Below are 24,107 nucleotides of genomic sequence, written 5' to 3' on the forward strand. Positions count from 1 at the left end.
CGTCAACCGCAGCGTGGTCGCAGACCCCGATAAGGTGGCCAATGTCTGGCATTTGGCGACTGCGGAACCTGAGCGCCTAGAAACCAGCGCGGCAGGCGAAGCGGTGAACGACTTCCTCGATCCGCCAGACACGTCGCAGATTCACGGCATTGCGTGTCATGCTGATTGGCGGTTCGCGGCGCGAGCAGGTGCTGTTCGCCGGCGTTATGAAGGAGCTACTCGCGCCCATCAACAATCCGCGATATGTCATCATCGGTAAGGAATGGGGCGTGCGCGCTTACTGCGTGAGCTTCCCCTGCCCGTCCGTATTTGCCCGCCGCCAGCAGGACGCCGAGATACTGAGCCGGCAGTTGGACCGCTGCCTGACGCATTGCACCATGGTATACGCCCGCACTGAGGAAGGTCGGCATACGCTACTTCGCTGCCAAACGCGTTCTTTCCTCAACCGCGACGAGCAACTGCCGCACATACTGACCACAACATCGGAGTAATAGATCGTTGCATTCATGGCCGAGACCACCCCGGTAGAGGAGATGCCGTTGGGCATGTTCATCGCATGGCTCAGCGTGTTCCTCGCCGTCGTTCTGTTTGGTGTTGCTTTGCCGGTTATCGATGTACGCTGGGTAGTTCCGTTCGTCGTATTTGCCGCTGTATTGTTTACAGGCGCGTTTGCCGGCCCGTTCTTACTAGTGCGATGGCTTCGTTCCCGTGCCGGAGTGCATCGGTCCGCCCGGCATGCCCGCTAACGAATGTATCTCATCATTCATCCGCCGAACAAGATGAATATGCGGGTTTGTGGGTGATGCCATTGCGGCTGTTGAATGCTGATTTCCGGTTCTGGAGCAGATTCCGTGGCGGTTTTTTGCCGAGTCGGGTCCTAGGGTGGAGCACAACGACTACGATGGTGCGGGTAACGCGATACAAGGAGTGGAACTTCATATGCCGAAGATGTTTGGAACCGATGGTGTTCGAGGACTGGCCAATAGGGATTTGACCGCACGTCTGGCGTTGGATTTGGGCGATGCCGCCGTGCGTGTGCTCGGCGACGCCGGCACCCAAGACGATCAGCCTGAGGGGCGCCGCCGCGCGCTCGTGGGTCGTGACACCCGTGTGTCCGGCGATTTTCTGGCTTCCGCCCTGTCTGCGGGCATGGCCGCCGGCGGATTCGACGTGATCGACGCAGGCATCATCCCGACCCCGGGCATCGCGTTCCTGACCAGCGTGCTCAACGTTGAGATGGGTGCCGTGATCTCCGCCTCCCACAACCCGATGCCCGACAACGGCATCAAGTTCTTCGCACGCGGCGGCTTCAAGCTGCCCGACCAGAAGGAAGACGACATCGAGGCCGTGCTCGGCCAGGACTGGGACCGCCCGACCGGTGCCGGCGTGGGCCGCGTGAGCCACGACCAGACCACTGCCACCAACCTGTACATCGATCATCTGGTGGCCACCATCGCTCCGCTGAACGATGACAAAACCCAGCCCAAGCCGCTCAAGGGACTGAAGATCGTGGCCGACTGCGCCAACGGCGCCACTTCCGTGGTGGCTCCCGAAGCCCTGCGCCGTGCCGGTGCGGATGTAATCGTGATCAACGCCTCGCCGGACGGCTACAACATCAACAAGAACGCCGGTTCCACCCACCCCGAGCAGCTGCAGGCCATGGTCAAGGCCACCGATGCCGTGATGGGCGTGGCCTTCGACGGCGACGCCGACCGTTGTCTCGCCGTGGACGAAGACGGCAACATGATCAACGGCGACCAGATCATGGGCATTCTGGCCCGCGCCAAGCAGCGCGAAGGCAAGCTCAACCACGACACCCTCGTGGTCACCGTGATGAGCAACCTCGGTCTGAAGCTCGCCCTGAAAGATATGGGCATCAAGACCGTGGAAACCGCCGTGGGTGATCGTTACGTGCTTGAGGAAATGCTCAAGGGCGATTACTCGCTCGGCGGCGAGCAGTCCGGCCACGTGATCAACCGCGAATTCGCCACCACCGGCGACGGCACCCTGACCGCACTGACCCTGTGCAACGAGGTCGTCAAGTCCGGCAAGAGCCTGAAGGAGCTCGCCGCCGACTTCCCGCAGCTGCCGCAGACCCTCATCAACGTGCCGAACGTGGACAAGAAGGCCGCCTCCACCAACAAGCGCATCCAGGATGCCGTGGCCCGTGAGGAGGAACTGCTGGGAGACACCGGCCGTGTGCTGCTGCGCCCCTCCGGCACCGAACCGCTCGTGCGCGTGATGGCCGAGGCCGCCACCCAAGCCTACGCCGACGAAGTCTGCACCCGCCTCGCCAAGATCGTCGCCGAAGAACTCGCGCTGTAGCACCCTTCCCTAAGGAAAAAAAACAATGTTTGGAAAGAACGCCAAAGTCGACCTCGAACTCAACCGTGATGTCGAACAACTCATCAAAACCGGCGGCAAGGAGAAGCTCCTGCCCATCGTGCAGGCCGGCGAACCGGTGTTGCGCCAACGGACAGTGGCCTATAATGGCCAGCTTTCCAAGCGTACGCTCGCCAAACTCATCGATACGATGCACACCACCATGCTGGAGGCACCCGGCGTGGGGCTCGCCGCCACCCAGATCGGCTTGGGGCTCGCGCTCGCCGTGGTCGAAGACCACGTGCGCGACGACGAGGATGATCCGCGCGAAATCGCGGAATTCCCCTTCCACGTGATCATCAACCCGAGCTACAAACCCACCAGCGACAAAACCGCCTCGTTCTACGAGGGCTGCCTGAGCTTCGACGGATACCAAGCTGTGCGCAAGCGTTGGCTCGACATCACCGCCGAATGGGATGATGAAGACGGCAAACACCACAGCGAGCCGCTGCACGGCTGGCCCGCACGCATCTTCCAGCACGAAACCGATCATTTGAGCGGCGAGTTGTATATCGATCGCGCCGAAATCCGTTCGCTGACCACCAACGAGAACCTCGAGGACTACTGGTGCGAAGACCCGGTGCCCACCGAGGCCGCTGAAGAGCTCGGTTTCGCACTATGACCGACCGTGCATGGTTCGACGCCGCCAAGGGAGACATTCCCCAATGGGCGGCGTCCATGCCCAAGGACGCCGATGGCACCACCATCGACTGGGACTGGGTGCGTTCTCTGGACCTGGCGCATGGCGTCGGCACAATACCGGAATCCACCCCACAGTCCATCCACGACGCATTGAAGGCCGACTACGCCACACGCGAGCGTCTGGAATCGATCATCGCCCAATGCAACAGCGCATTCATGACCGATTTCGACCGGTTCATCGGCTCCTATCGTCTGCCTCGCGCGCTCGCCTACGCCAATCGTCGGCTCAACGACAACATCAACACGCTGTTGCATCTGGGCGAACAGCAACACCTATGGGCGGTCAGTCGCGAACGGCGGGGGAGGTCCACCATTGCCGTGCTCAAGCCGTACTCCGGCAGCGGCCCGTCGAACGATGACCAAGGCATGCTGGATCTGAGCGGCGAAGCCGGTGGCACATCTGCCGGAAACACTGCCGCCGAAAACAGCGATGTCAAGTTCCCCACAACAGTCGCCTTGGACGATGTCCAAGATCGTACGGCAGCGATTCTTGACGCACGCGCCGAACGGCGTAAGGCCCAGCGCTTCCAGAAGCGGGCGGGCGATGCGGCGATGGCCCGCGCCAATCTCTCCGGCGCGACTTCGCCGGGTGGTGCCGCTCTGCCGGGTGGTGCCGCCGCGTCTGGCAACGCTACCGGACACCATCCCAAGCCCGACTGGCGCGACGCCTACCTGCCCGGCCGCGACGTGGATGCGGTGATGGGCATCGACATCGAAACCACCGGCATCGATCCGGCACGTGACTACATCATCGACGTCGGCTTCGAGTTCATGAACATGGCCAGTCCGCGCCCGGCCGGCGAACCCGAGACATACGCCTATGAGCAGGGCTATTACGCCGCCGGCGACGCCTACGGCCAGTCCCGCCTCGCTTTTGGCGTGCCGCCGGAAAACGCGGCGCTCGGCAACGCCCTCATCGCCAAACTCACCGGCATCGATGTACGCGGCCGCAGCAGCGAGGCCGGGTACCGACTCTTCGACGAATGGCCCCAAGCCCAGGCCGGCCTGCTCGCGCGGCTTACCCAGCAGCCGTACGTGGCGCATAACGCCACCTTCGAACATAGCTGGTTCATGCTGAACGTCGCCGGATACGCGGAAAGCTACCGCGCCGGGCGCATCACCATCATCGATACCCTGCCGATGAGCCGGCAGTGGGACCCCGGCGCGGTACCCACCAACGAGCATCCTTACGGAGACAACACGCTCGACGCCTACGCCAAACGTCAGGGCGCGCTTGATTCCGCCCACAACGAACGCCACTTGGGCCTTGAGGATTCGCACATCATGCTGGTGGCCATGAAACACCATCTGGCGGCGCTGAAAGCGCAAAGGAAAGGGCCGTGGGGGTCCACCGGCAGGGCGGGCGTCGGCGGCAAGTCCTGCGGTCGTAAGCGGTGAGTACACTATTGGTCTCGTGAGTAACTATCAGGACAGCCGACAGCAGCGTGAGAACCGCCGCCGCACCATCGTGCGTGTGGTGTGCGTGGTCATAGCTGTGGCCATGCTCGGCTCCCTGATCATCCCGGCGATTTACGCGGGGCTTTGACGTTGCCTTCGCATATTCGTGCCCGCAGTTGAACACGTCTGATGCGAGGGATTCGTGAGGTCGCCCGGCCGGCTATCGGCAAGGCAGGCCCGGAACCTTCTGACAGCATGGATTGCAGGCGGATGCGCGTGTGGCGCGGCAATGCCCGCCAACGCCAGAGGAATGTGCGAAGGCTGTCAACAAGGACGTGACTTCCCAAAGAATCTCAAAGAATCAACAGTAAGGTAAACCACGATGGCAGAATTTGACTTTACCCAGGCGATCGGCGAAGCCCGCGCCAAATACGAATCCATCGCCAAGGCGCTGGACGTCGACCGACTCAAGGCCGATATCAAGGATCTCGAAACGCAGGCCGCGGCCCCGGGCCTGTGGGATGACCCGGAAAACGCCCAGAAGATCACCAGCCGGCTGTCCGCCGCGGAATCGCAGCTGAAGCGTCTGAACTCCGCCTCCCAGCGCATCGACGATGTGGAAACGCTCGTCGAACTCGGCCACGAGGAGGGCGACCAGGACTCTCTGGACGAGGCGCAAAGCGAAATCGGCGAGATCCAGAAGGATCTCGACCAGATGGAGATCCAGACCCTGCTTGACGGCGAATACGACGAACGTTCCGCCGTGGTGACCATCCGCTCCGGTGCCGGCGGCGTCGACGCGGCCGACTTCGCGCAGATGCTGCTGCGCATGTACCTGCGCTACTGCGAGCGTAACGGCTTCAAGGCCAAGGTCATGGACACCTCCTACGCCGAAGAGGCCGGCATCAAGTCCGCCACCTTCCAGGTGGACGCCCCCTACGCTTACGGCCGACTGTCCGTGGAAGGCGGCACCCACCGTCTGGTGCGCATCTCCCCGTTCGACAACCAGGGCCGCCGCCAGACCAGCTTCGCCGCCGTGGAAGTGGTGCCGCTGGTCGAGGCCACCGATCACATCGACATTCCGGATACGGACATCCGCGTGGACACCTACTGCTCCTCCGGCCCCGGCGGCCAGGGCGTGAACACCACGTACTCGGCCGTGCGCATCACCCACCTTCCCACCGGCATCGTGGTGACCATGCAGGATGAGCGTTCGCAGATTCAGAACCGCGCCTCCGCCATGGCCGTGCTCCAGTCCCGACTGCTCGTGCTGCGCCACGAGGAGGAGGCCAAGAAGAAGAAGGAGCTCGCCGGCGACATCAAGGCCAGCTGGGGCGATCAGATGCGCTCCTACGTGCTGCACCCCTACCAGATGGTCAAGGATTTGCGCACCGGCTACGAAACCAGCCAGACCCAGGCCGTGTTCGACGGCGACATCAACGCGTTCATCGAGGCCGGCATCCGCTGGCGCCACGAACAGCGCCGCGCCGCCGAAACCGAGGAGTAAACAGCATTATGGCACTGATCTCACTGGACAATGTGTCCAAGATCTATCCCAAAGGCACCCGACCGGCGCTTGACGACATCAACCTCGATATCGAACGCGGTGATTTCGTGTTCCTTGTGGGTGCGTCCGGCTCCGGCAAGACCACGCTCTTGAGCCTGTTGTTGCGCGAGGAAGAGGCCACCAACGGCGAGATTCGCGTGGCCGGCAACGATCTGCGGCGCATCACCAACCGTCAAGTGCCGCAGTACCGCCGTTCGCTGGGCTTCGTGTTCCAGGATTACAAGCTGCTCAATAACAAAACCGTATGGGAGAACGTGGCGTTCGCCCTTGAGGTGATCGGCACACGGCGGTCCACCATCAAATCGTTGGTGCCCAAGGTGCTGAATACCGTGGGGCTCACCGGCAAGGAAAAGAACTACCCGCATGAGCTCTCCGGTGGCGAGCAGCAGCGTGTGGCCATCGCCCGCGCCTACGTGAACCACCCGCAGATTCTGCTGGCCGACGAGCCCACCGGCAACCTCGACCCGACCACTTCGCTGGGCATCATGGAAGTGCTGGACGCCATCAACCGCACCGGCACCACCATCGTCATGGCCACGCATAACGAAGAGATCGTCAACTCGATGCGCAAGCGCGTGGTCGAACTGCACAACGGCAAGATCGTGCGTGACGAGGCTCATGGCTCCTACGATTCCGCCCTGTTCTTCCCGGATGCCGAAGTCGAAGCCAAGTCCGACACCGCCCATCATGTGCTGGCGGCGGCGACCAAGGCCATCGAGGGCAGTGACGAGCCGTCCGAAGGCATCGCCCGTCTGGCCAACTCCGTGCATTCCGGCCGCACCGGCCGCTATGGCGAGACGTTCGCGCCGCTGGAAGACACGCTGACCTGGGGCAAGGGCATTCCGTTGGATGAGCAGGCCGCCGCCCTGGAAAGCACCCAGGCGTTCGACCCGTTCAAGGACGAGTCCGCCGCGACCGCCGCGGTTGCCGATACGTCCGTGTCATCCGCCGCCGAGCCACCGGCCCCGCCGGAGCCGCCCGCACCGCCGGAACCGCCCGTACCGCCTGTCGGCGAGCAGTCCGCCGCAGACCAAACATCCGACGATCAACCCGCTGAGGGCGCGAAGGAGTAAGGGGGATCATATGCGAGCACGATTCATTCTGTCCGAAACGTGGGCCAACCTCACCCGTAACCTGTCGATGCTGCTGTCGCTGACGCTGGTCACCTTCATCTCATTCCTGTTCATCGGCGCTTCGGTGCTTACTCAGGCGCAGATCACCAAAGCCAAGGGCGACTGGTACGACAAGGTCGAGGTCGTGGTGTGGCTATGTCCCGACGGCACCAGCCAGTCCGCGAACTGTGCTTCCGGCAAATCGCCCTCAGCCAATGAGATCACGGCACTGCAGAAAACCATTCGCGATGAACTCAACGACGTGGTCTCCAACATCGACTATGTCAGCAAGCAGGATTTCTACGACAACACCTTCACCAAGCAGTACCCGAACGGTGAATTCCAAGGCCGTACGCTGACCGCGGACGATATGCAGGACTCCCTCTGGCTCAAGCTCAAGGACCCCACCAAATATCAGGTGGTCTCCGAAGTGCTCTCTGGCAAGGAGGGTGTGGAAGACGTTACCGATCAGCGCCAGATCTTCGACCCGGTGTTCGCCGTGCTCAACCGAGCCACGGCGGTTACGGCTGTGCTCGCCGGCGTGATGGTGGTGGTCGCCATCCTGCTGACCGGAACCACCATTCGTATGTCCGCCGCATCCAGACGAACCGAAACCGAAATCATGAGGTACGTGGGTGCCTCGAACTGGACGATTCGTCTGCCGTTCATTCTGGAGGGCGCCATCGCCTCGCTGATCGGCTCGGTGCTCTCGTGCCTGATGCTTTCGGCTATCGTCAACGTGTTCGTCACCGGCTGGCTGGCGAAATCCGTTACATGGATTCCTTATGTGAATCAGCTCACGGTACTGGTGATATCGCCGTTCCTGGTTGTGGGCGCGATACTGCTGTCCATCATCGCTTCAACCATCTCGTTGCGGCGTTATTTGAGGGCGTAACGCGACCGGCTTACCCGCGAGAAATGTGATGACATCATGTGCAAGCCTCTCAGGTTCGCATGTTATGGTATTGGCTTAAGTGAGCGAAAGGACTATTCACATATGACGAACGTACGTGTGATCAAGCCCGCACTGGCGGCACTGGTGGCCGCCGCAGCCTGTGTGGGAGGTCTGGCGTTCAGCTCGGCACAGCCTGCCCAGGCAGACACCTATTCCGACCTGATCAATGCGCAGAACCAGCACGCCGCGTCGGTACAGCGCGAGGCCGAACTCAAGCAGCAGCTGGCCGGTGCCAGCCAGGACCTGGCGAATAAGGTACTTGAGCTGGACGATCTGACCAACAACAAGATTGTCGCCGCGCAGGCCAAGGTCACACAGGCCAACGAGGATGCCGCCACCGCTCAGGACGAGGCCGATGCCGCATCCGGACGTCTTTCCGCCGCGCAGAAAGACAAGGAGACGCTTGAGGAGCAGATCAAGCAGACCGGCAAGGACTACGATGACGCGCACGCCGCCGTGGCCCAGCTGGCCCGTGACGAGATGCACGGCTCGAATGCTTCCGACGTGATGAGCGTGGTGACGGGTGCCACCAGCACACAGGACTTCGTCAACTCCATGCAGTCCCGGGACGCGTTGTCCCGCAACGAGGCGAATGCGGCTTCCTCCGCCGCGACCTCACTGAGCACGTCGAAGAACCGTGGCGAGCGCTTGGCGGCCATCGAAAAGCAGATCGCTGTGCTCAAGACCCAGTCCGATGAGAAGGCCGCTTCCGCACAGACCGCCGCCGAAACCGCGCAAAGCGAACGTGACGCTTTGGACAAGCTACGCCAGGAGGGTGAGACGCGGCGCAACGAACTGTCCTCCATGGTCGACAGTCTGGATTCCCAATCCGCCAAGCAGGCGGCCCAGACCGTACTGATCGCCTCCCAGGTCGATTCCTACAATCGTCAGTTCCAGAAGGAGCAGCAGGACGCCGCCAACCGGGTGGATACCGGTAACCAGGGCGGCACGCCGTCCACTCCGGTGACCCCCGCTCCGGCTCCGGCGCCGGCTCCGGCTCCCGCTCCCGCCCCCGCCCCCAGCGTCGGCGGCCAAGGCACGTCGAACGGCGACTATGGCAACGCCTATGCCGCCGGCCAGTGCACGTACTGGGCGTATGAACGTCGCAGGCAGATGGGCATCGGCACGCCGTCCTATCTGGGCAATGGCGGCTTCTGGTGGCGCAGCGCCCCCGCGTACGGCCTGCGCGTGGACCACACGCCGCAGGTCGGCGCCGCACTCTCCTTCCTGCCCGGCCAGGATGGCGCCGACGGCACCTATGGCCATGTTGCCGTAGTCGAAGCCGTGTATGGCGACGGCACATTCCAGATCTCCGAAATGAACTGGGGTGGTCCGTGGAACATGCACTACCGCACCTTGACCAATTTGGGTCAGTACTGGTTCGTCCACTGACCGGTTGGTTCGGCCGATATATGCGGTTGAAGGGTTCCTCTTGAAGAGGAACCCTTTTCGTATTCGAGGCCGGTCCGTGATATCGTCGGATGTTGCGTTGCTACCCACGAGTTGCTACCCACGAGTTGCTACTCACGAGTTATTGCCCACGAAAGGAGGAGACATGCCCAAGGAAACCGGTGAGAAACTCATCGTCCAGAACAAGAAGGCCCGGCATGACTATGCCATCGAAGACAAGTACGAGGCAGGGCTGGCCCTGACCGGCACCGAGGTCAAGTCGTTGCGCGAAGGCCGCGCATCGCTGTCCGAGGCGTTCATCTCCATCGACCGCCGTGGCGAGATGTGGCTGGAGGGCGCGAACATCCCCGAATACCTGAACGGCACATGGAACAACCATGCGCCCAAGCGCAAGCGCAAGCTGCTGCTGCACCGATTGCAGATCACCAAGCTCGCCCGCGGCATCGAGGCCAAGGGATACACGATTGTGCCGCTGAGCCTGTACTTCAAGGACGGTCGCGTCAAGGCGGAGATCGCACTGGCCCGAGGCAAGAAGGAATTCGACAAACGCCAGGCCCTGCGCGAAGAGCAGGACAAGCGTGAAGCCCTACGCGCCATGCGCTACGCCAACATGCGCCACTAGTCCCGCCCCTTGGCTCCCCTCCGGAGGGGAGCCAAGAGTAGGATGTCCACGTTGTGGGCCATTTCGCCCACGATTAACGCTTCCGTAGCATTGCACTCCTACGCTCTGGAACCATCTGGGAAACATACCCGCCCAGCTGACTATCCGGAGAGAGGAAATCCAATGTCTCTAAGCAAGGGAATACAATCCGCTGCGGCCGCCGCCCTGAGCGCGGCCATGCTGATCGCCGTGGCGGCCTGTGGCACGACTGACGGCACCGACACCGCATCCAAGAGCGGCGATTCATCCAAGGACTCGTCCAGCACTTCGATTCAAGGCTTCGACACCAGCAGCATCCAGAAGGACGACGAGATTGCCGCACTGCTGCCCGATTCCGTGGCCGGCGACGGCACGCTGACCGTCGGCACCGATACTTCCTATGCCCCGGCCGAGTTCCTGGCCGAGGACGGCAAGACCCCGGTCGGCTTTGATGTCGACCTGTCCAAGGCGCTGGCCGCAGTGTTCGGACTGAAGGAAAACACCGTCTCCTCCACGTTCGATTCGATTATCCCGTCCGTCGGCTCCAAGTACGACATCGGCATCTCCTCCTTCACCGTGACCAAGGAACGCATGGAGGCTGTGGACTTCGTGACCTACTTCAAGGCCGGTTCCACGTTCGTGGTGCAGAAGGGCAACCCGAACAAGGTCGACTCCTCGAACCTGTGCGGCGTGAAGGTGGCTGTGCAGACCGGTACCACTCAGGAAGAGGAAGTCAACAAGGCCAACGAGCAGTGCAAGGCGGACGGTAAGGATGCCATCGACATCCAGTCCTCCAAGCTGCAGACCGATGTGACTACCGCCGTGGCTTCCGGTAAGGCTGATATCTTCTACGCCGATACGCCGGTTGCCGGCTACGCCATCAAGCAGACCGGTGATACGCTCGAGGCCCTCGGCGAGGACGTTGGTGTGACCCCTGAGGCCGTGGCCGTCAAGAAGGGCGATTCCAAGACCGCCGAGGCCGTACAGAAGGCCATCCAGAAGCTGATGGATGATGGCACGTACAAGAAGATCCTCGACACGTGGGGCGTCTCTTCCGGCGCCGTCGACAAGGCCGAGATCAACCCGTCCGTCGAGTAGTTTCGGTTACTATGAAGACTCCCGTTGCCCTGCGGCGGGAGTCTTTTTGTATATGTATGCACTGTAGTGTATAAATATGCTTAACCGTTGATCGTTGCCGTTGAAGCGGCGTAAGAGAGAAGAAGAAACGATTATGCAGTCCACCAAACTGAAGTCCATTATGGCCATTGCACTGAGCTCGGCCATGCTGTTCGCCACCGCCGCTTGCGGCACCTCCGACAAGGCCGATGCCGGTACGGATTCCGCCAAGGGCTCCGATGCCGCCACCATCACCAGCTACGATGTCAGCTCCGTGGAGAAGGATGACACCATCGCCGCACTGCTGCCTGAATCCGTGACCAAGGACGGCAAGCTCACCATCGGCACCAACCCCTCCTACGCCCCGGCCGAATTCCTCGACGCCGACGGCAAGACCCAGATCGGCTACGACATGGATCTCGCCCGCGCCATGGGCAACATCTTCGGTCTCGAGACCGAAATCGTCTCCTCCAACTTCGATACGATCATTCCGGCCATCGGCTCCAAGTACGATCTGGGCATCGCCGCCTTCACCATCACCAAGGAGCGCATGGAATCCGTCGACTTCGTCTCCTACTTCACCGCAGGCATGGGCTATGCAGTGGCCACAGGCAACCCCAAGAACGTCGATGAGAACGACCTGTGCGGTCTGAACGTTGCCGTCGAGACCGGCACCGTCGAGGAAGAGGCCATCAACAAGACCGCCAAGCAGTGCAAGGCGGACGGCAAGAAAGACATCACCATCCAGTCCTCCAAGCAGCAGACCGACGCCACCACCGCTGTGGTGACCGGCAAGGCCGACGTCTTCTTCGCCGATTCCCCGGTTGTCGGCTACGCCATCGCCCAGACCGATGGTCAGCTGGAACAGCTCGGCAAGGACTTCGATGAAGTGCCGAACGCCATCGCCATCAAGAAGGGCGATTCCCAGACCACCGAAGCCGTGCAGAAGGCCATGCAAAAGCTCATGGACGACGGCACCTACACCAAGATCCTCCAGCACTGGGGCGTCGAATCCGGCGCACTGGACAAGGCCGAAATCAACCCGGCCGTCGAATAGTCGACAAGCTGTCGCGAAAATTCGAATGGGGCGCACTGTTTGTAACACAGTCGCCCCATTCGTGCACTAAGGTTCAATGCTAGTTGCAACTTGCAGTTCAGGCTGCCCAACACATCCAAGGAACCAGATTATGGCGAAGAAAGAAGTCGACGGTGAGGGGCTGAACATCCCCAATCGCATCAAGGCGCTGCCGGTCAAGCGCCCCGGCCCGATTGTGGCCGCAGTGATCGTGGTACTGCTCGCCGCGATGCTCATTCAAGGCTTGATTACCAATCCGCGACTGGATTGGCCCACCGTCTGGAAGTACCTGTTCAACGAGAACGTGCTTGAAGGCATTCGCTATACCTTGGAGCTCACCGTGATCTCCATGGTCGTGGCAATCATCCTGTCGGTGATTCTTGCCATCATGCGCAAATCCATCAATCCGGTGCTGCGCGGCGTCAGCTGGTTCTTCATCTGGTTCTTCCGCGGCACGCCTGTGTACACGCAGCTCATTTTCTGGGGTCTGTTCGCCGTGCTGATTCCCAAGATCAGCCTCGGAATTCCGTTCACCTCGGTGGAGTTCTGGAGCATCGACTCCAACGTGGTGGTCACCGCATTCAACGCCGCATGGATTGGTCTGGCCCTGAACGAGGCCGCCTACCTGTCCGAAATCGTGCGTGCCGGCCTTGAAGCCGTGGACCCCGGCCAGACCGAGGCGGCCAAGGCATTGGGCATGAACCGCACGCTCATCATGCGCCGCATCGTGCTGCCGCAGGCCATGCGCATCATCATCCCGCCCACCGGCAACGAGACCATCGGCATGCTGAAGACCACCTCGCTGGTCACCGCCGTGCCGTTCACCCTCGAACTGCAGTTCGCCACCAACGCCATCGCCAACCGTATCTACAAGCCGATTCCGCTGCTTCTCGTGGCCTGCTTCTGGTACCTGCTGATCACCTCCATTCTGATGGTTGTGCAGTCCCGCCTTGAGGCGCACTTCGGCAAGGGCTTCAACGCCCGCCCGGTGGGCACCAAGGGCAAGCAGCCGCCATACGATCCGCCGTACCCCGGCAAGTCTGACGGCGAGCCGAAGGACGATGTGAACAAAATCAATCAGACCACCTTCGCTGGGCTGAATGCGTAAGGCGGGAGCGAGAATTATGACTACGAACGACATCACCAACTCCGCTCCGGTCGTGCGCAAGGCGGTTGACGGTTCCGTGATTCCTGCTGTCAAGGCCGTGCAGGTGCACAAGGCGTTTGGGCCGCTGCATGTGCTCAAGGGCATCGATCTAACCGTTATGCCCGGCACTGTGACCGTGATTCTGGGGCCCTCCGGTTCCGGCAAGTCCACGTTCCTGCGTCTGATCAACCAGCTGGAAACCCTGACCGGCGGTTCCATCGAGGTGGACGGCGAACTCATCGGCTACAAGCACGTGACCAAAAACGGCCAGGACATGCTGCAGACCCTGGACGATAAGGAGATCGCCGCACAGCGTTCTCGCCTCGGCATGGTGTTCCAGCGCTTCAACCTGTTCCCGCACATGACCGCGCTGGAAAACGTGATGGAAGCCCCGATTCACGTGCAGCACCAGTCCAAGAAAGCCGCCCGTGACCTGGCCGTGGCCGAGCTTCAGCGCGTCGGTCTGGGCGATCGCATGGACTATTACCCCTCCCAGCTGTCAGGTGGTCAGCAGCAGCGTGTGGCCATTGCCCGTGCTCTGGCCATGAAGCCGGAGATCATGCTTTTCGATGAGCCGACCTCCGCCCTTGACCCCGAACTGGTGGGTGAAGTGCTCAACGTCATGCGTTCCTTGGCCAAGGAAGGCATGACCATGGTGTGCGTGACCCACGAAATCGGCTTCGCCCGCGAAGTCGCCGACCAGATCGTGTTCATGGACGGCGGCGTAGTCGTAGAAAAGGGCGGCCCCGACATCATCGACCACCCCACCGAGCCTAGGTTTAAGGACTTCTTGCAGCACGTGCTGTAGGAAGGCTCGTTGTTGCAGCTCCAAAAACGTACGCTGATGAACTCAGCGTACGTTTTTTTGCGACGCCTAATCGCACCCCCATCTCGTGAAGAACGTACGCTGAGTGGTAGTCAGTGTACGGTTTTCACGAAGGGGCATGTTCCAATCCTGCAAAGGCGGCGGGTTGGATTCGCTTTGCGCAATAATCGTCCGCTAGGCTGGTGAGCCATGTGTGGAATCGTTGGATACGCGGGAAATATTGAAACGGCATGCGGCAAGCCTTTGGAGGTCTGCCTGCAAGGCCTGGAACGTCTGGAATACCGAGGCTATGACTCGGCCGGTGTGGCGCTGACCGCGCCCGGCATGGATAAGGTGGTCGTGCGCAAGAAGGCCGGCCGTTTGAAGAACCTGGTCGAAGACATCGAGCGCAAGCCGATGCCGCTCGCCACGGTGGGCATCGGCCACACGCGCTGGGCCACCAATGGCGAGCCGAGCGACGTGAATGCCCACCCGCACACCAGCATGGACGGCAAGGTGGCCATCATCCATAACGGCATCATCGAAAACGCCTCTCAGCTGCGTCTCGACCTGCAAGCCGAAGGCTACCGATTCGCCTCCGCCACCGACACTGAGGTGGCCGCTAAGCTGCTCGGCAAGATCGTGGACAAGATTATCGCGGACGAAGGCAAGCCAGACTTGTTCAAGGCTGTGCGCCGTATGGCCCGCATGCTTGAAGGCGCGTTCACCATTCTGGCCACCGACTGCCGCCAGCCGGACATCGTGGTCGGAGCCCGCCATGATTCGCCACTGGTCGTGGGCCTTGGCGAGGGGGAGAACTTCCTCGGTTCCGACGTCGCCGCATTCGTGGCCTACACCAAGCGCGCCATGGAAGTCGACCAGGATCAGGCCGTATGCGTGTCCGCCGACAAGGTCATCGTCACCGATTTCGACGGCAACGTGGTCGAAAACCCGAAGACCTACACCGTGGATTGGGATGCTTCGGCCGCCGAAAAGGGCGGCTGGGATTCCTTTATGGACAAGGAGATCCACGAAGACCCTGCCGCAGTGCAGCGCACCCTGCTTGGCCGCTTCGATGCGAATGGCGGCATCACCCTTGATGAAGTGCGTATCGACGAACACGACTTCAAGGCCATCGACAAAATCATCGTCGTGGCCTGCGGCACCGCCAGCTACGCCGGCCAGGTAGCCAAGTACGCCATCGAACACTGGGTGCGTATCCCCGTGGAAATCGAACTCGCGCACGAATTCCGTTACCGTGACCCGATTCTGACCCCGCGTACGCTCGTGGTGGCCATTTCTCAGTCCGGCGAAACCATGGATACTCTGATGGCCCTGCGCCACGCGCGCGAACAGGGGTCCAAGGTGCTGGCCATCTGCAACACGCAGGGTGCCTCCATTCCGCGCGAATCCGACGCCGTGCTCTACACACACGCCGGCCCGGAAGTTGCCGTGGCATCCACCAAGGCGTTTGTGGCGCAGATCACCGCCGCCTACCTGCTGGGCCTGTATCTGGCGCAGGTCAAGGGCGCGATGTTCCGCGATGAGATTCATCAGGTGCTTGACTCCCTGAAAGACATGCCGCGCAAGATTCAGTGGGTGCTCGACACCCAGCCCAAGACCATCCAGGCGGCCGCCGAGCGCATGGTGAACGCCAACTCCTTCTTGTTCCTCGGCCGTCACGTGGGCTACCCGGTGGCGCTTGAGGGTGCACTGAAGCTCAAGGAGATCGCCTACACGTTCACCGAGGGCTTCGCGGCCGGCGAGCTCAAGCATGGACCGATCGCGCTGGTGGACGAGGGTGAGCCCGTGGTGTTCATCGTGCCGCCGCAGCGCGGCCGCAATGTGTTGCACGCCAAGGTGATCTCTGGTATCGAGGAGGTCAAGGCTCGTGGCGCGTACATCATCGCCGTGGCCGAGCAGGGCGACCCGGATGTGGAACGGTACGCTGACGTGGTGTTCTGGCGCCCCGCCTGCCCAACGCTGATGAGCCCGCTGGTTGACGTGGTGCCGCTGCAGCTGTTCGCCATGGACATGGCAAAGCTCAAGGGCTACGACGTGGACAAGCCCCGCAACCTCGCCAAGTCCGTGACCGTTGAGTAAGCCACATCGGTATGTGATTGACGAGCCTCATATTCCGTTTGAGATGGACGTGCTGTATGAGGACGAGCGGATCATCGTGGTGGACAAGCCGCATTTTCTGGCCACCATGCCACGCGGCATGTGGTATCGGCAGACCGCGCTGATCCGATTGCGTGAGCGGCTGGGGGAGCCGGACATCACGCCAGCGCACCGATTGGACCGCATGACCGCCGGCGTATTGGTGTTCGTGCGGGATTCGGCCTGCCGCGGCGCATATCAGATGCTGTTCCAGAACCGGCAGGCCGTCAAGATCTATGAATGCCTGGCACCCTGCCGGCCGATCAGCGGCCCGCGATTCGGCACGATCATGCAGGTCGAACCGCCACGCCCGTTCCCATTGCTGCGCCGATCGCACATCACCAAGGAACACGGCACGATGGCCGCATTCGAGGAACCGGGTTTGGCCAACGCCGAAACCCTCATCGAGCGCGGCGACCTCTGTTTCCCTCCCGCTGGCGGGAGGTGGCGCGAAGCGCCGGAGGGTGGTCCCCATCCGGGAAATCACCCCATCTGCCGCTACACACTCCACCCGCGCACCGGCAAAACCCACCAATTGCGCGTCCACATGAATTCGCTCGGCCTGCCCATCGTGGGCGACGACTTCTACCCGCGCATCCAGACACGCCCCTACGACGATTTCAGCCAGCCGCTGCAATTAGTGGCGCGTGTGCTACGATTCACCGATCCAATAACAGGCGAGAAGCGCGAATTCGTTTCCCGTGTGCCGCTTAAGATCTGATTTCTTATGCATTGAGAGTGTTTTCGCTCATGGTGTCACCATTCATAGAGTTCGGCGGGCTGCGGGGTTTTGCGGACATCCAGCGACAAGCCAAGCTCAGTCAGGGCGCTGAGAATGGTGGAGAATTCGGGATTGGGGACTCGGGCGTGTTCAAATTCGATCAGCCAGCGACGTGACACGCCCAGCCGTTGGGCCATGTCGGTCTGACTAATGCCCTGGCGTTGCCTATGAATCACTGGCAGGTGGATCACTGGCAGGTACCAGTGGATGCCAGCGCATGCCGCTCGTCAGCTGATGTCGAGCACGGAACCGCGTTCAATCAGTTCCGGCGGGATTACGGTTTTGACGCCGACCGGTATCTTCTCGCCTTCGCATTGACGGCGGACCATGGAGAAGGCGGTGGCGCCAATGTCGTCAAAGCGCAGCTTCATGGTCGTCAGGTTCAAGCGCGGGACCATATCGACCAGCGAATCATCGACGCCCACGATGCTGACATCCTCGGGCACGCGCTTGCCCGCTGACTGCAACCCGAGCATTGCGCCGTATGCCATTTGGTCGTTGGCGGCGTAGATGGCCGTGCAGTCGGGGTCGTGGGCCAACGCCACGCCGGCCTGGTAGCCTGAATCCGCGCACCAATCGCCGATGTACATGCTCGGTATGCGTGCTCCCATTTGTTCCAACGCTTCTCGCCAACCGCGGGCGCGGCTTTCGGCGGCGCGCGAGGTGGACGGTCCGGCAATGTGGTAGACGGTCTTGTGCCCCTTGCTCATCAGGTAATCGACGATAGCGGTCGAGCAGCCATACTGGTCGGCGTCAACGGTGGGGCAGTGGTCGGCGGCGGATTCGCAGATGAGCACGACTGGAAATTCTCGCGGAGGCTTGTATCCGACGAAATCGGAGATGCGTTCCTCCAGCACTACGATGACACCATCCACCGGCTGACGCTGCATGCGATCGATGGCGGCGGAAAGCGTGCGTTCCGCACCGTGGCGCATGGTCTGGATGGTGACTGAATAATCGTCATCGGCCGCGTTGGCCACAATAGAATCAAGGATGCGGGCGTTGCCGAACGTGGCGGTGTTGAACATCACCACGCCGATATCCTGGAAGCGGCCGTGCTTTAGGGCTCGGGCCGCATAATTCGGACGATACCCAAGGCGTTCCATTGCGGCTTCGACACGCTGGCGTGTTTCGGGTTTCACCGCATCGCTGCCATTCGCCACGCGGGACACTGTCTGTGGCGAAACGCCGGCGGCTTTCGCTATGTCTTGCATGGACACCTGTGTTGGCCTCGACATTTCACCCTCGCTTGACTCATTAATGTCGGTGTTTCGTTTGCAACGCTTATCTTAGGGTCGCTTACGGTAACGATAACATCGTTGTCTTCGTGACCATTGTAGCAGAGTGACTGAGAAACCCTTAATTCAACACGGTACTCAACACGATTGGACAATGTTACAAATGGTGTTATGATGATAACGCAAACATTTTGGTCAACCTTCGAAGGAGAGGGGTTGGGAATGGCTTCAGCCGATATCGCAGCTGCGCCCGTGCATTCGGGCAAGGCTCGTGTGAATAAGCACAAGGCCGATTGGCGTGGATGGAAATTCATGTGGCCTTTTGCGGTGGTGTTCGTGTTCGTGTTCATCGTGCCGATCGTGTACGCCGTTTATATTTCGTTCTTCAAGAAGCAGATGATCGGCGGCACCAAGTTCGTCGGCTTCGAGAACTACGCGCGCCTGTTGGGTGATGGCCAGTTCTGGAGCAGTGTTGGTCGTGTGGCCCTGTTCACGTGCGTGCAGGTGCCGATCATGCTGTGCCTGTCGGCTTTGATGGCCCTGGCGTTGGATTCGATGAAGCTGCATGGCACGAGGTTCTTCCGTATCTCGACGTTCCTGCCCTACGCGGTGCCGGCGGTGGTGTCGACGTTGATCTGGGGTTTCGTGTATGGCGCGAAGTACGGCCTGGTGGGTTCGTTGAACGATTTCCTGGGCACGGACATCGACGTGCTCGCCCCTTCCGTGTTGTTGGCCAGCATCGGGAACATCGTGACGTGGGAGTTCACGGGCTACAACATGCTCATCTTCTACAGCTCGCTGTCGACCATCCCGCATTCCCTGTATGAGGCGGCGAGCATCGACGGCGCGTCGGAGTGGCAGATCGTGAAGAGCATCAAGCTTCCCGAATTGCGCGGCAGCCTGGCTATCACGGTGATCTTCAGCATCATCGGCTCGTTCCAGCTGTTCAACGAGCCGAGCATTTTGCAGAACATGGTTCCTGGTAATGCGATCACGACGTATTACACGCCGAACATGTACGCGTACAACCTGAGCTTCAGCGGCAACCAGTCGAATTATGCGGCCGCGTTGGCGATCGTGATGGCCGTGATCACCATGGCCATCGCCTACATCGTCCAGTTGAACAGCCTGAAGGAGCAGATGAAGTGACGATGACCGCTGTTCGTGTTGAGGAATCGATGATGATCGTGAAGGAGCGTATGTGATGAGTGCAGCAACGACTTCGGCCGCCGGTCGCCTGACCGACGCCGAGCTCAAGGCCCAGGAGAAGGCCGCCAGGAAGGCGGAGAAGGCCCGCCAGAAGAGGATCGCCGCCGACGAGGCCGCCGAACGCAAGCGCAGCGCGAAGGCCGGGTTCGCGAACGTGAACAACCCGAGGCGTTCCACGTTGTTGACCGTCCTGTGCGCGGTCTTCGCCGTGTACTGCCTGTTCCCGTTCGTGTACCTGCTGATCAACGCGACGAAGACACAGGCCGACTTCACGAGCACGTTCGGCCTGGGGTTCGGCAAGACGTTCGCTTTGTTCGACAACATCGCGACCGTGTTCTCCTATCAGGACGGGATCTTCGCGCGCTGGCTGTTCAACACGATCCTGTACGTGGTGGTCGGCGCCGGCGGCGCGACCCTGCTGGCGATCATGGGCGGCTACGCTCTGGCCAAGTTCCGCTTCCCGGGGCGCAAAGCGGTGTTCGTGGTCATCATCGGCGCGATCAGCGTGCCGGGCATCGCGTTGGCGGTTCCCCAGTTCCTCCTGTTCGCCAAATTGGGCCTGACGAACACCCCGTGGGCCATGATCATCCCGTCGCTGATCAGCCCGTTCGGTTTGTACCTGATGTGGATCTTCAGCGAGCAGGCCGTGCCCCAGGAGCTGCTGGAGGCGGCGCGCGTGGACGGCGCGTCCGAGTTCCGCACGTTCTGGCAGATCAGCCTCCCGTTGTTGGCTCCGGGCATCGTGACGACGGCCCTGTTCACGATCGTGGCGACGTGGAACAACTACTTCCTGCCGTTGATCATGCTCAAGGACGCGGACTGGTACCCGCTGACCATCGGCCTGAACCAGTGGAAGGACCAGGCGAGCACGGCCGGCGGCCAGGCGATCCAGAACCTGGTGATCACGGGCTCCCTGATCACGATCATCCCCTTGGTCATCGCGTTCTTGTGCCTGCAGAAGTACTGGCAGTCCGGCCTGGCCGCAGGCGCCGTCAAGGAGTGACCGTACTTTGGCTCCCTTCTGGTGGAGGGAGCCGAGATAAAGGCATAACCACTAACAGAAGGAGGCACCTATGCAGATATTCGCATTGTTGAGAATTGTGCAGGTGCCTCCTTGTGTGTCTGTGCAACGTGAGGAATTTATTCCCGCGGACGCAGATTATCGATAAAATTCAATAAAGGAGCTGAATCATCATGGAACGTAAAGAGTTCAAGTGGCCGCAGCCGCTTGCGGGCAACAAGCCCCGCATCTGGTATGGCGGCGATTACAACCCCGACCAATGGCCTGAGGAAGTGTGGGACGAAGATGTAGCCCTCATGCAGCAGGCCGGCGTCAACCTCGTCTCCGTAGCCATCTTCTCCTGGGCCAAGCTTGAGCCCGAAGAAGGCGTGTACGACTTCGATTGGCTCGACCGCGTCATCGACAAGCTTGGTAAGGCCGGCATCGCCGTCGATCTCGCCTCCGGCACCGCATCCCCGCCGATGTGGATGACCCAGGCCCACCCGGAGATCCTCTGGGTCGACTACCGCGGCGACGTCTGCCAGCCCGGTGCCCGCCAGCACTGGCGCGCCACCAGCCCGGTCTTCCTTGACTACGCGCTCAGCTTGTGCCGCAAGATGGCCGAGCACTACAAGGACAACCCCTATGTGGTCTCTTGGCATGTGAGCAACGAGTACGGCTGCCACAACCGCTTCGACTATTCCGAAGACGCCGAGCGCGCCTTCCAGAAGTGGTGCGAGAAGAAGTACGGCACCATCGACGCCGTCAACGACGCTTGGGGCACCGCATTCTGGGCGCAGCGCATGAACAATTTTTCCGAGATCATCCCGCCGCGCTTCATCGGCGACGGCAACTTCATGAACCCGGGCAAGCTGCTTGACTGGAAGCGCTTCAGCTCCGACGCCCTGCTCGACTTTTACAAGGCCGAGCGCGATGCCCTGCTCGAGATCGCCCCCAAGCCGCAGACCACCAACTTCATGGTCTCCGCCGGCGGTGCCGGCATCGATTACGACAAGTGGGGTTACGACGTGGACTTCGTGTCCAACGATCACTACTTCACGCCTGGCGAAGCTCACTTCGACGAGCTGGCTTACTCGGCCTCCCTATGTGACGGCATCGCCCGCAAGAATCCGTGGTTCCTCATGGAGCACTCCAGCTCCGCCGTCAATTGGCGCCCGATCAACTATCGCGTCGAGCCCGGCGAATTGGTGCGCGACTCCCTGGCCCACTTGGCCATGGGCTCCGACGCCATCTGCTACTTCCAGTGGCGCCAGTCCAAGGCCGGTGCCGAGAAGTGGCACTCTTCGATGGTTCCTCACGCGGGCCCCGACTCCCAGATCTTCCGCGATGTGTGCGAGCTGGGTGCCGACCTCAACAAGCTTGCTGACGAGGGCCTGCTGAGCACCAAGCTGGTCAAGTCCAAGGTCGCCGTCGTCTTCGATTACGAGTCCCAGTGGGCTACGGAACACACCGCCACGCCTACTCAGGAGGTACGCCATTGGACCGAGCCGCTCGCGTGGTTCCGCGCGCTGGCGGACAACGGTCTGACCGCAGACGTGGTGCCGGTTCGCGGCCCTTGGGACGAGTACGAAGCCGTCGTGCTGCCGAGCCTGACCATCCTGTCTGAAGAGACCACGCGCCGCGTGCGCGAGTATGTGGCGAACGGCGGCAAGCTGTTCGTGACCTACTACACCGGTCTGGTGGACGACAAGGATCACGTCTGGCTGGGTGGCTACCCCGGTTCCATCCGTGACGTGGTGGGCGTGCGCGTTGAGGAATTCGCCCCGATGGGAAACGACTTCCCCGGTGCCATGGACCACCTTGACTTGGACAACGGAACCGTGGCGCATGATTTCGCCGACGTGATCACCTCCGTGGCCGATACCGCTCACGTGGTCGCCTCCTTCAAGGCAGATAAGTGGACCGGTTTCGACGGCGCTCCCGCCATCACCGTCAACGACTTCGGCGACGGCAAGGCCGCATACGTCGGTGCCCGTCTCGGCCGTGAGGGTTTGGCCAAGAGCCTGCCCGTGCTGCTGGAGGAACTCGGCATCGAGACTTCGGCTGAGGACGATCGCGGTGAAGTGCTGCGCGTCGAGCGTGCGGACGAAACTGGCGAGAACCACTTCGTGTTCCTGTTCAACCGCACCCACGATGTTGCGGTCGTGGACGTGGAAGGCGAACCGTTGGTCGCCTCGCTGGCCCAGGTCAACGAGTCCGAGCACACGGCCGCCATCCAGCCCAACGGCGTACTCGTCGTCAAGCTGTAAAACCGCGCATAGCGCCTAATTACCCAACGGCTCTCTTGCTGCTCATCGCAGCAGGGGAGTCGTTTTCGTATCTCCAGCAAAGTCGGGTAGGGTGGTCACCGTGCGAGGCAAAAACAGAGTGACGATGGCGGACGTGGCCCATGAGGCCGGTGTTTCGGTAGCCTCGGTGTCTAATTTTCTGAACAAACAGCCATATATGAGCGAGGCGATGGCCGCGCGTATTGCGGAAGCCATCGACCGGCTCGGATACAAAGTCAACTCGTCGGCCAGAAACCTGCGTTCCGGGCGTACCCGGTTACTCAAGCTGGTCATTCCCGATCTGCGGCAGGTGTACTTCTCCGAACTCGCCGAGGATATTCTGGCCGAGGCCCGGCAACATGGCTACGGCGTCATCGTGGAATCCACCACCAACAATCGTGCCCGCGAGCTGGAAAGCATCGCATCGATGGGCACGCACAGCGCGGACGGGCTCATCTTAAGCCCTCTGATGATGACGGTTGACGATATCGCGGCTTTGGATGGCGATTACCCGCTCGTGCTGTTGGGTGAACGTTTGTTCGGCGTCAACGCGCCGCACGTAGTGATTCGCAATCGCGAAGGGGCCGCCGCCGCGACTTATCACCTGCTTGATGCCGGTTGCCGCCGCATCGCCGTAGTCGGTGCCGTGCCCCACCCCGAGCACGATTTCTCGTCGGGCTCCATCCGCACCCACGGATATCGTGAGGCGCTGGCCGCGCGCGACATCCCCTGTGATGACAGTCTGCTTATCGAAACCCAAGGCTGGGGGAGCGCCGACGGTTTGGCCGCGGTGGACACCATGCTGGAGAGTGGCCTGCAATTCGATGCCGTGTTCGCTTTGAATGACTTGCTGGCGTGGGGCGTGCTGCGTGAACTGCGCGAACGCGGCGTTGCCGTGCCGGATGATGTTCGCGTCATCGGCTTCGATGACGTGGAGGAATCGGCCTACATGGTGCCGTCTCTTTCCACCGTTAACCCCGGCAGGGAAGCCATCGCCCGACTGGCCGTCGAATCCATCATCCAACAGGTCGAATCCGGCAGTCGCGCTCCTGCCCAAACCATCGAGGCCCCCTATAGCCTCTCCCTGCGCGAGTCCTCGCCGGCGTTGGCCTGCGCCTGATG

General features: G+C 61.3%; 23 protein-coding genes. 21 read left to right on the forward strand and 2 right to left on the reverse strand.

The window, feature by feature from the left end:
• Positions 1-158 precede the first annotated feature (158 nt).
• From AB5287_RS02730 to AB5287_RS02810, 17 genes are all read left to right on the forward strand, one after another.
• Positions 159-491 carry a hypothetical protein gene (locus AB5287_RS02730; RefSeq protein WP_007051301.1) on the forward strand — a complete coding sequence of 111 codons (333 nt, stop codon included), beginning with the start codon at positions 159-161 and terminating at the stop codon, positions 489-491.
• Between the two features lie 15 nt (positions 492-506).
• A complete protein-coding gene (locus tag AB5287_RS02735) occupies positions 507-746 on the forward strand; it encodes a hypothetical protein (protein WP_007051300.1) in 240 nt (79 codons plus the stop codon).
• A gap of 193 nt (positions 747-939) precedes the next feature.
• The gene (gene glmM, locus AB5287_RS02740) at positions 940-2,325 is read left to right on the forward strand and encodes a phosphoglucosamine mutase (RefSeq protein ID WP_007051299.1); all 1,386 of its coding nucleotides are present in this window, start codon (positions 940-942) and stop codon (positions 2,323-2,325) included.
• A gap of 25 nt (positions 2,326-2,350) precedes the next feature.
• The gene (locus tag AB5287_RS02745; RefSeq protein WP_007051298.1) at positions 2,351-3,004 is read left to right on the forward strand and encodes a peptide deformylase; all 654 of its coding nucleotides are present in this window, start codon (positions 2,351-2,353) and stop codon (positions 3,002-3,004) included.
• On the forward strand, positions 3,001-4,482 hold the full coding sequence (locus tag AB5287_RS02750; RefSeq protein ID WP_368220604.1) for a DNA polymerase III subunit epsilon: 1,482 nt from the start codon (positions 3,001-3,003) through the stop codon (positions 4,480-4,482). The genes AB5287_RS02745 and AB5287_RS02750 overlap by 4 nt, the downstream gene beginning before the upstream one ends.
• 16 nt (positions 4,483-4,498) lie before the next feature.
• Positions 4,499-4,630 (forward strand): hypothetical protein, encoded by a 132-nt coding sequence (locus tag AB5287_RS02755; protein ID WP_007051296.1) that lies wholly within the window; start codon positions 4,499-4,501, stop codon positions 4,628-4,630.
• Positions 4,631-4,864: 234 nt separating this feature from the next.
• Entirely contained in the window at positions 4,865-5,989 is a 1,125-nt protein-coding gene (prfB, locus tag AB5287_RS02760) for a peptide chain release factor 2 (protein WP_007051295.1), read from the forward strand.
• 8 nt (positions 5,990-5,997) lie between these two features.
• Entirely contained in the window at positions 5,998-7,122 is a 1,125-nt protein-coding gene (gene ftsE, locus AB5287_RS02765) for a cell division ATP-binding protein FtsE (RefSeq protein WP_368220606.1), read from the forward strand.
• Positions 7,123-7,132: 10 nt separating this feature from the next.
• Positions 7,133-8,056 (forward strand): permease-like cell division protein FtsX, encoded by a 924-nt coding sequence (ftsX, locus tag AB5287_RS02770; protein WP_011068337.1) that lies wholly within the window; start codon positions 7,133-7,135, stop codon positions 8,054-8,056.
• 102 nt (positions 8,057-8,158) lie between these two features.
• Positions 8,159-9,508: a CHAP domain-containing protein gene (locus AB5287_RS02775; RefSeq protein WP_206873992.1), complete on the forward strand. Its 1,350-nt coding sequence runs from the start codon at positions 8,159-8,161 to the stop codon at positions 9,506-9,508.
• A 163-nt stretch (positions 9,509-9,671) separates the two neighbouring features.
• Entirely contained in the window at positions 9,672-10,148 is a 477-nt protein-coding gene (gene smpB / locus AB5287_RS02780; protein ID WP_007051292.1) for an SsrA-binding protein SmpB, read from the forward strand.
• A 162-nt stretch (positions 10,149-10,310) separates the two neighbouring features.
• A complete protein-coding gene (locus AB5287_RS02785) occupies positions 10,311-11,264 on the forward strand; it encodes an ABC transporter substrate-binding protein (RefSeq protein ID WP_007051291.1) in 954 nt (317 codons plus the stop codon).
• A 133-nt stretch (positions 11,265-11,397) separates the two neighbouring features.
• Entirely contained in the window at positions 11,398-12,339 is a 942-nt protein-coding gene (locus tag AB5287_RS02790) for an ABC transporter substrate-binding protein (protein WP_007051290.1), read from the forward strand.
• Between the two features lie 130 nt (positions 12,340-12,469).
• Positions 12,470-13,465 carry an amino acid ABC transporter permease gene (locus AB5287_RS02795; protein WP_007056432.1) on the forward strand — a complete coding sequence of 332 codons (996 nt, stop codon included), beginning with the start codon at positions 12,470-12,472 and terminating at the stop codon, positions 13,463-13,465.
• A gap of 16 nt (positions 13,466-13,481) precedes the next feature.
• Complete coding sequence (locus AB5287_RS02800; protein ID WP_007056434.1) at positions 13,482-14,312, forward strand: amino acid ABC transporter ATP-binding protein; 831 nt, start codon at positions 13,482-13,484, stop codon at positions 14,310-14,312.
• 207 nt (positions 14,313-14,519) lie between these two features.
• Positions 14,520-16,412 carry a glutamine--fructose-6-phosphate transaminase (isomerizing) gene (gene glmS / locus AB5287_RS02805; RefSeq protein WP_013582420.1) on the forward strand — a complete coding sequence of 631 codons (1,893 nt, stop codon included), beginning with the start codon at positions 14,520-14,522 and terminating at the stop codon, positions 16,410-16,412.
• Between the two features lie 13 nt (positions 16,413-16,425).
• A complete protein-coding gene (locus AB5287_RS02810) occupies positions 16,426-17,190 on the forward strand; it encodes a pseudouridine synthase (protein ID WP_013140358.1) in 765 nt (254 codons plus the stop codon).
• A 35-nt stretch (positions 17,191-17,225) separates the two neighbouring features.
• Here the strand turns inward: AB5287_RS02810 and AB5287_RS02815 are convergent, their stop codons facing one another.
• The gene (locus tag AB5287_RS02815) at positions 17,226-17,387 is read right to left on the reverse strand and encodes a helix-turn-helix domain-containing protein (protein WP_010081131.1); all 162 of its coding nucleotides are present in this window, start codon (positions 17,385-17,387) and stop codon (positions 17,226-17,228) included.
• 90 nt (positions 17,388-17,477) lie between these two features.
• Positions 17,478-18,464, reverse strand: coding sequence for a LacI family DNA-binding transcriptional regulator (locus tag AB5287_RS02820; protein ID WP_007056427.1), 987 nt, complete (start codon positions 18,462-18,464; stop codon positions 17,478-17,480).
• 246 nt (positions 18,465-18,710) lie between these two features.
• On the opposite strand from AB5287_RS02820, the gene AB5287_RS02825 reads away from it, so the two are divergent.
• The 4 genes from AB5287_RS02825 to AB5287_RS02840 all read left to right on the forward strand — a co-directional run bounded on the left by AB5287_RS02825 (position 18,711) and on the right by AB5287_RS02840 (position 24,105).
• Positions 18,711-19,637 (forward strand): carbohydrate ABC transporter permease, encoded by a 927-nt coding sequence (locus AB5287_RS02825; protein WP_007051281.1) that lies wholly within the window; start codon positions 18,711-18,713, stop codon positions 19,635-19,637.
• A 55-nt stretch (positions 19,638-19,692) separates the two neighbouring features.
• Positions 19,693-20,700: an ABC transporter permease subunit gene (locus AB5287_RS02830; protein WP_021975688.1), complete on the forward strand. Its 1,008-nt coding sequence runs from the start codon at positions 19,693-19,695 to the stop codon at positions 20,698-20,700.
• Between the two features lie 191 nt (positions 20,701-20,891).
• Positions 20,892-22,967 (forward strand): beta-galactosidase, encoded by a 2,076-nt coding sequence (locus tag AB5287_RS02835; RefSeq protein WP_007053701.1) that lies wholly within the window; start codon positions 20,892-20,894, stop codon positions 22,965-22,967.
• Between the two features lie 124 nt (positions 22,968-23,091).
• Positions 23,092-24,105, forward strand: coding sequence for a LacI family DNA-binding transcriptional regulator (locus tag AB5287_RS02840; RefSeq protein ID WP_013410313.1), 1,014 nt, complete (start codon positions 23,092-23,094; stop codon positions 24,103-24,105).
• Positions 24,106-24,107 lie beyond the last annotated feature (2 nt).

The sequence above is a fragment of the Bifidobacterium sp. RTP21102st3_E2_RTP21102_210122 genome (assembly GCF_040916945.1).
GTDB lineage: Bacteria > Actinomycetota > Actinomycetes > Actinomycetales > Bifidobacteriaceae > Bifidobacterium > Bifidobacterium longum.

Excerpts from the sequence above, each read along its gene's own strand:
- AB5287_RS02735 (WP_007051300.1), top strand. The coding sequence starts at position 507 with ATGGCCGAGACCACCCCGGTAGAGGAGATGCCGTTGGGCATGTTCATC.
- ftsX (WP_011068337.1), top strand. The coding sequence starts at position 7,133 with ATGCGAGCACGATTCATTCTGTCCGAAACGTGGGCCAACCTCACCCGT.
- AB5287_RS02820 (WP_007056427.1), bottom strand. The coding sequence starts at position 18,464 with ATGCAAGACATAGCGAAAGCCGCCGGCGTTTCGCCACAGACAGTGTCC.
- AB5287_RS02840 (WP_013410313.1), top strand. The coding sequence starts at position 23,092 with ATGGCGGACGTGGCCCATGAGGCCGGTGTTTCGGTAGCCTCGGTGTCT.
- AB5287_RS02790 (WP_007051290.1), top strand. The coding sequence starts at position 11,398 with ATGCAGTCCACCAAACTGAAGTCCATTATGGCCATTGCACTGAGCTCG.
- prfB (WP_007051295.1), top strand. The coding sequence starts at position 4,865 with ATGGCAGAATTTGACTTTACCCAGGCGATCGGCGAAGCCCGCGCCAAA.
- AB5287_RS02825 (WP_007051281.1), top strand. The coding sequence starts at position 18,711 with ATGGCTTCAGCCGATATCGCAGCTGCGCCCGTGCATTCGGGCAAGGCT.
- glmM (WP_007051299.1), top strand. The coding sequence starts at position 940 with ATGCCGAAGATGTTTGGAACCGATGGTGTTCGAGGACTGGCCAATAGG.
- AB5287_RS02795 (WP_007056432.1), top strand. The coding sequence starts at position 12,470 with ATGGCGAAGAAAGAAGTCGACGGTGAGGGGCTGAACATCCCCAATCGC.
- AB5287_RS02800 (WP_007056434.1), top strand. The coding sequence starts at position 13,482 with ATGACTACGAACGACATCACCAACTCCGCTCCGGTCGTGCGCAAGGCG.
- smpB (WP_007051292.1), top strand. The coding sequence starts at position 9,672 with ATGCCCAAGGAAACCGGTGAGAAACTCATCGTCCAGAACAAGAAGGCC.
- AB5287_RS02750 (WP_368220604.1), top strand. The coding sequence starts at position 3,001 with ATGACCGACCGTGCATGGTTCGACGCCGCCAAGGGAGACATTCCCCAA.
- ftsE (WP_368220606.1), top strand. The coding sequence starts at position 5,998 with ATGGCACTGATCTCACTGGACAATGTGTCCAAGATCTATCCCAAAGGC.
- AB5287_RS02730 (WP_007051301.1), top strand. The coding sequence starts at position 159 with ATGCTGATTGGCGGTTCGCGGCGCGAGCAGGTGCTGTTCGCCGGCGTT.
- AB5287_RS02830 (WP_021975688.1), top strand. The coding sequence starts at position 19,693 with ATGAGTGCAGCAACGACTTCGGCCGCCGGTCGCCTGACCGACGCCGAG.
- AB5287_RS02745 (WP_007051298.1), top strand. The coding sequence starts at position 2,351 with ATGTTTGGAAAGAACGCCAAAGTCGACCTCGAACTCAACCGTGATGTC.
- glmS (WP_013582420.1), top strand. The coding sequence starts at position 14,520 with ATGTGTGGAATCGTTGGATACGCGGGAAATATTGAAACGGCATGCGGC.
- AB5287_RS02775 (WP_206873992.1), top strand. The coding sequence starts at position 8,159 with ATGACGAACGTACGTGTGATCAAGCCCGCACTGGCGGCACTGGTGGCC.
- AB5287_RS02815 (WP_010081131.1), bottom strand. The coding sequence starts at position 17,387 with ATGGCCCAACGGCTGGGCGTGTCACGTCGCTGGCTGATCGAATTTGAA.
- AB5287_RS02785 (WP_007051291.1), top strand. The coding sequence starts at position 10,311 with ATGTCTCTAAGCAAGGGAATACAATCCGCTGCGGCCGCCGCCCTGAGC.
- AB5287_RS02835 (WP_007053701.1), top strand. The coding sequence starts at position 20,892 with ATGGAACGTAAAGAGTTCAAGTGGCCGCAGCCGCTTGCGGGCAACAAG.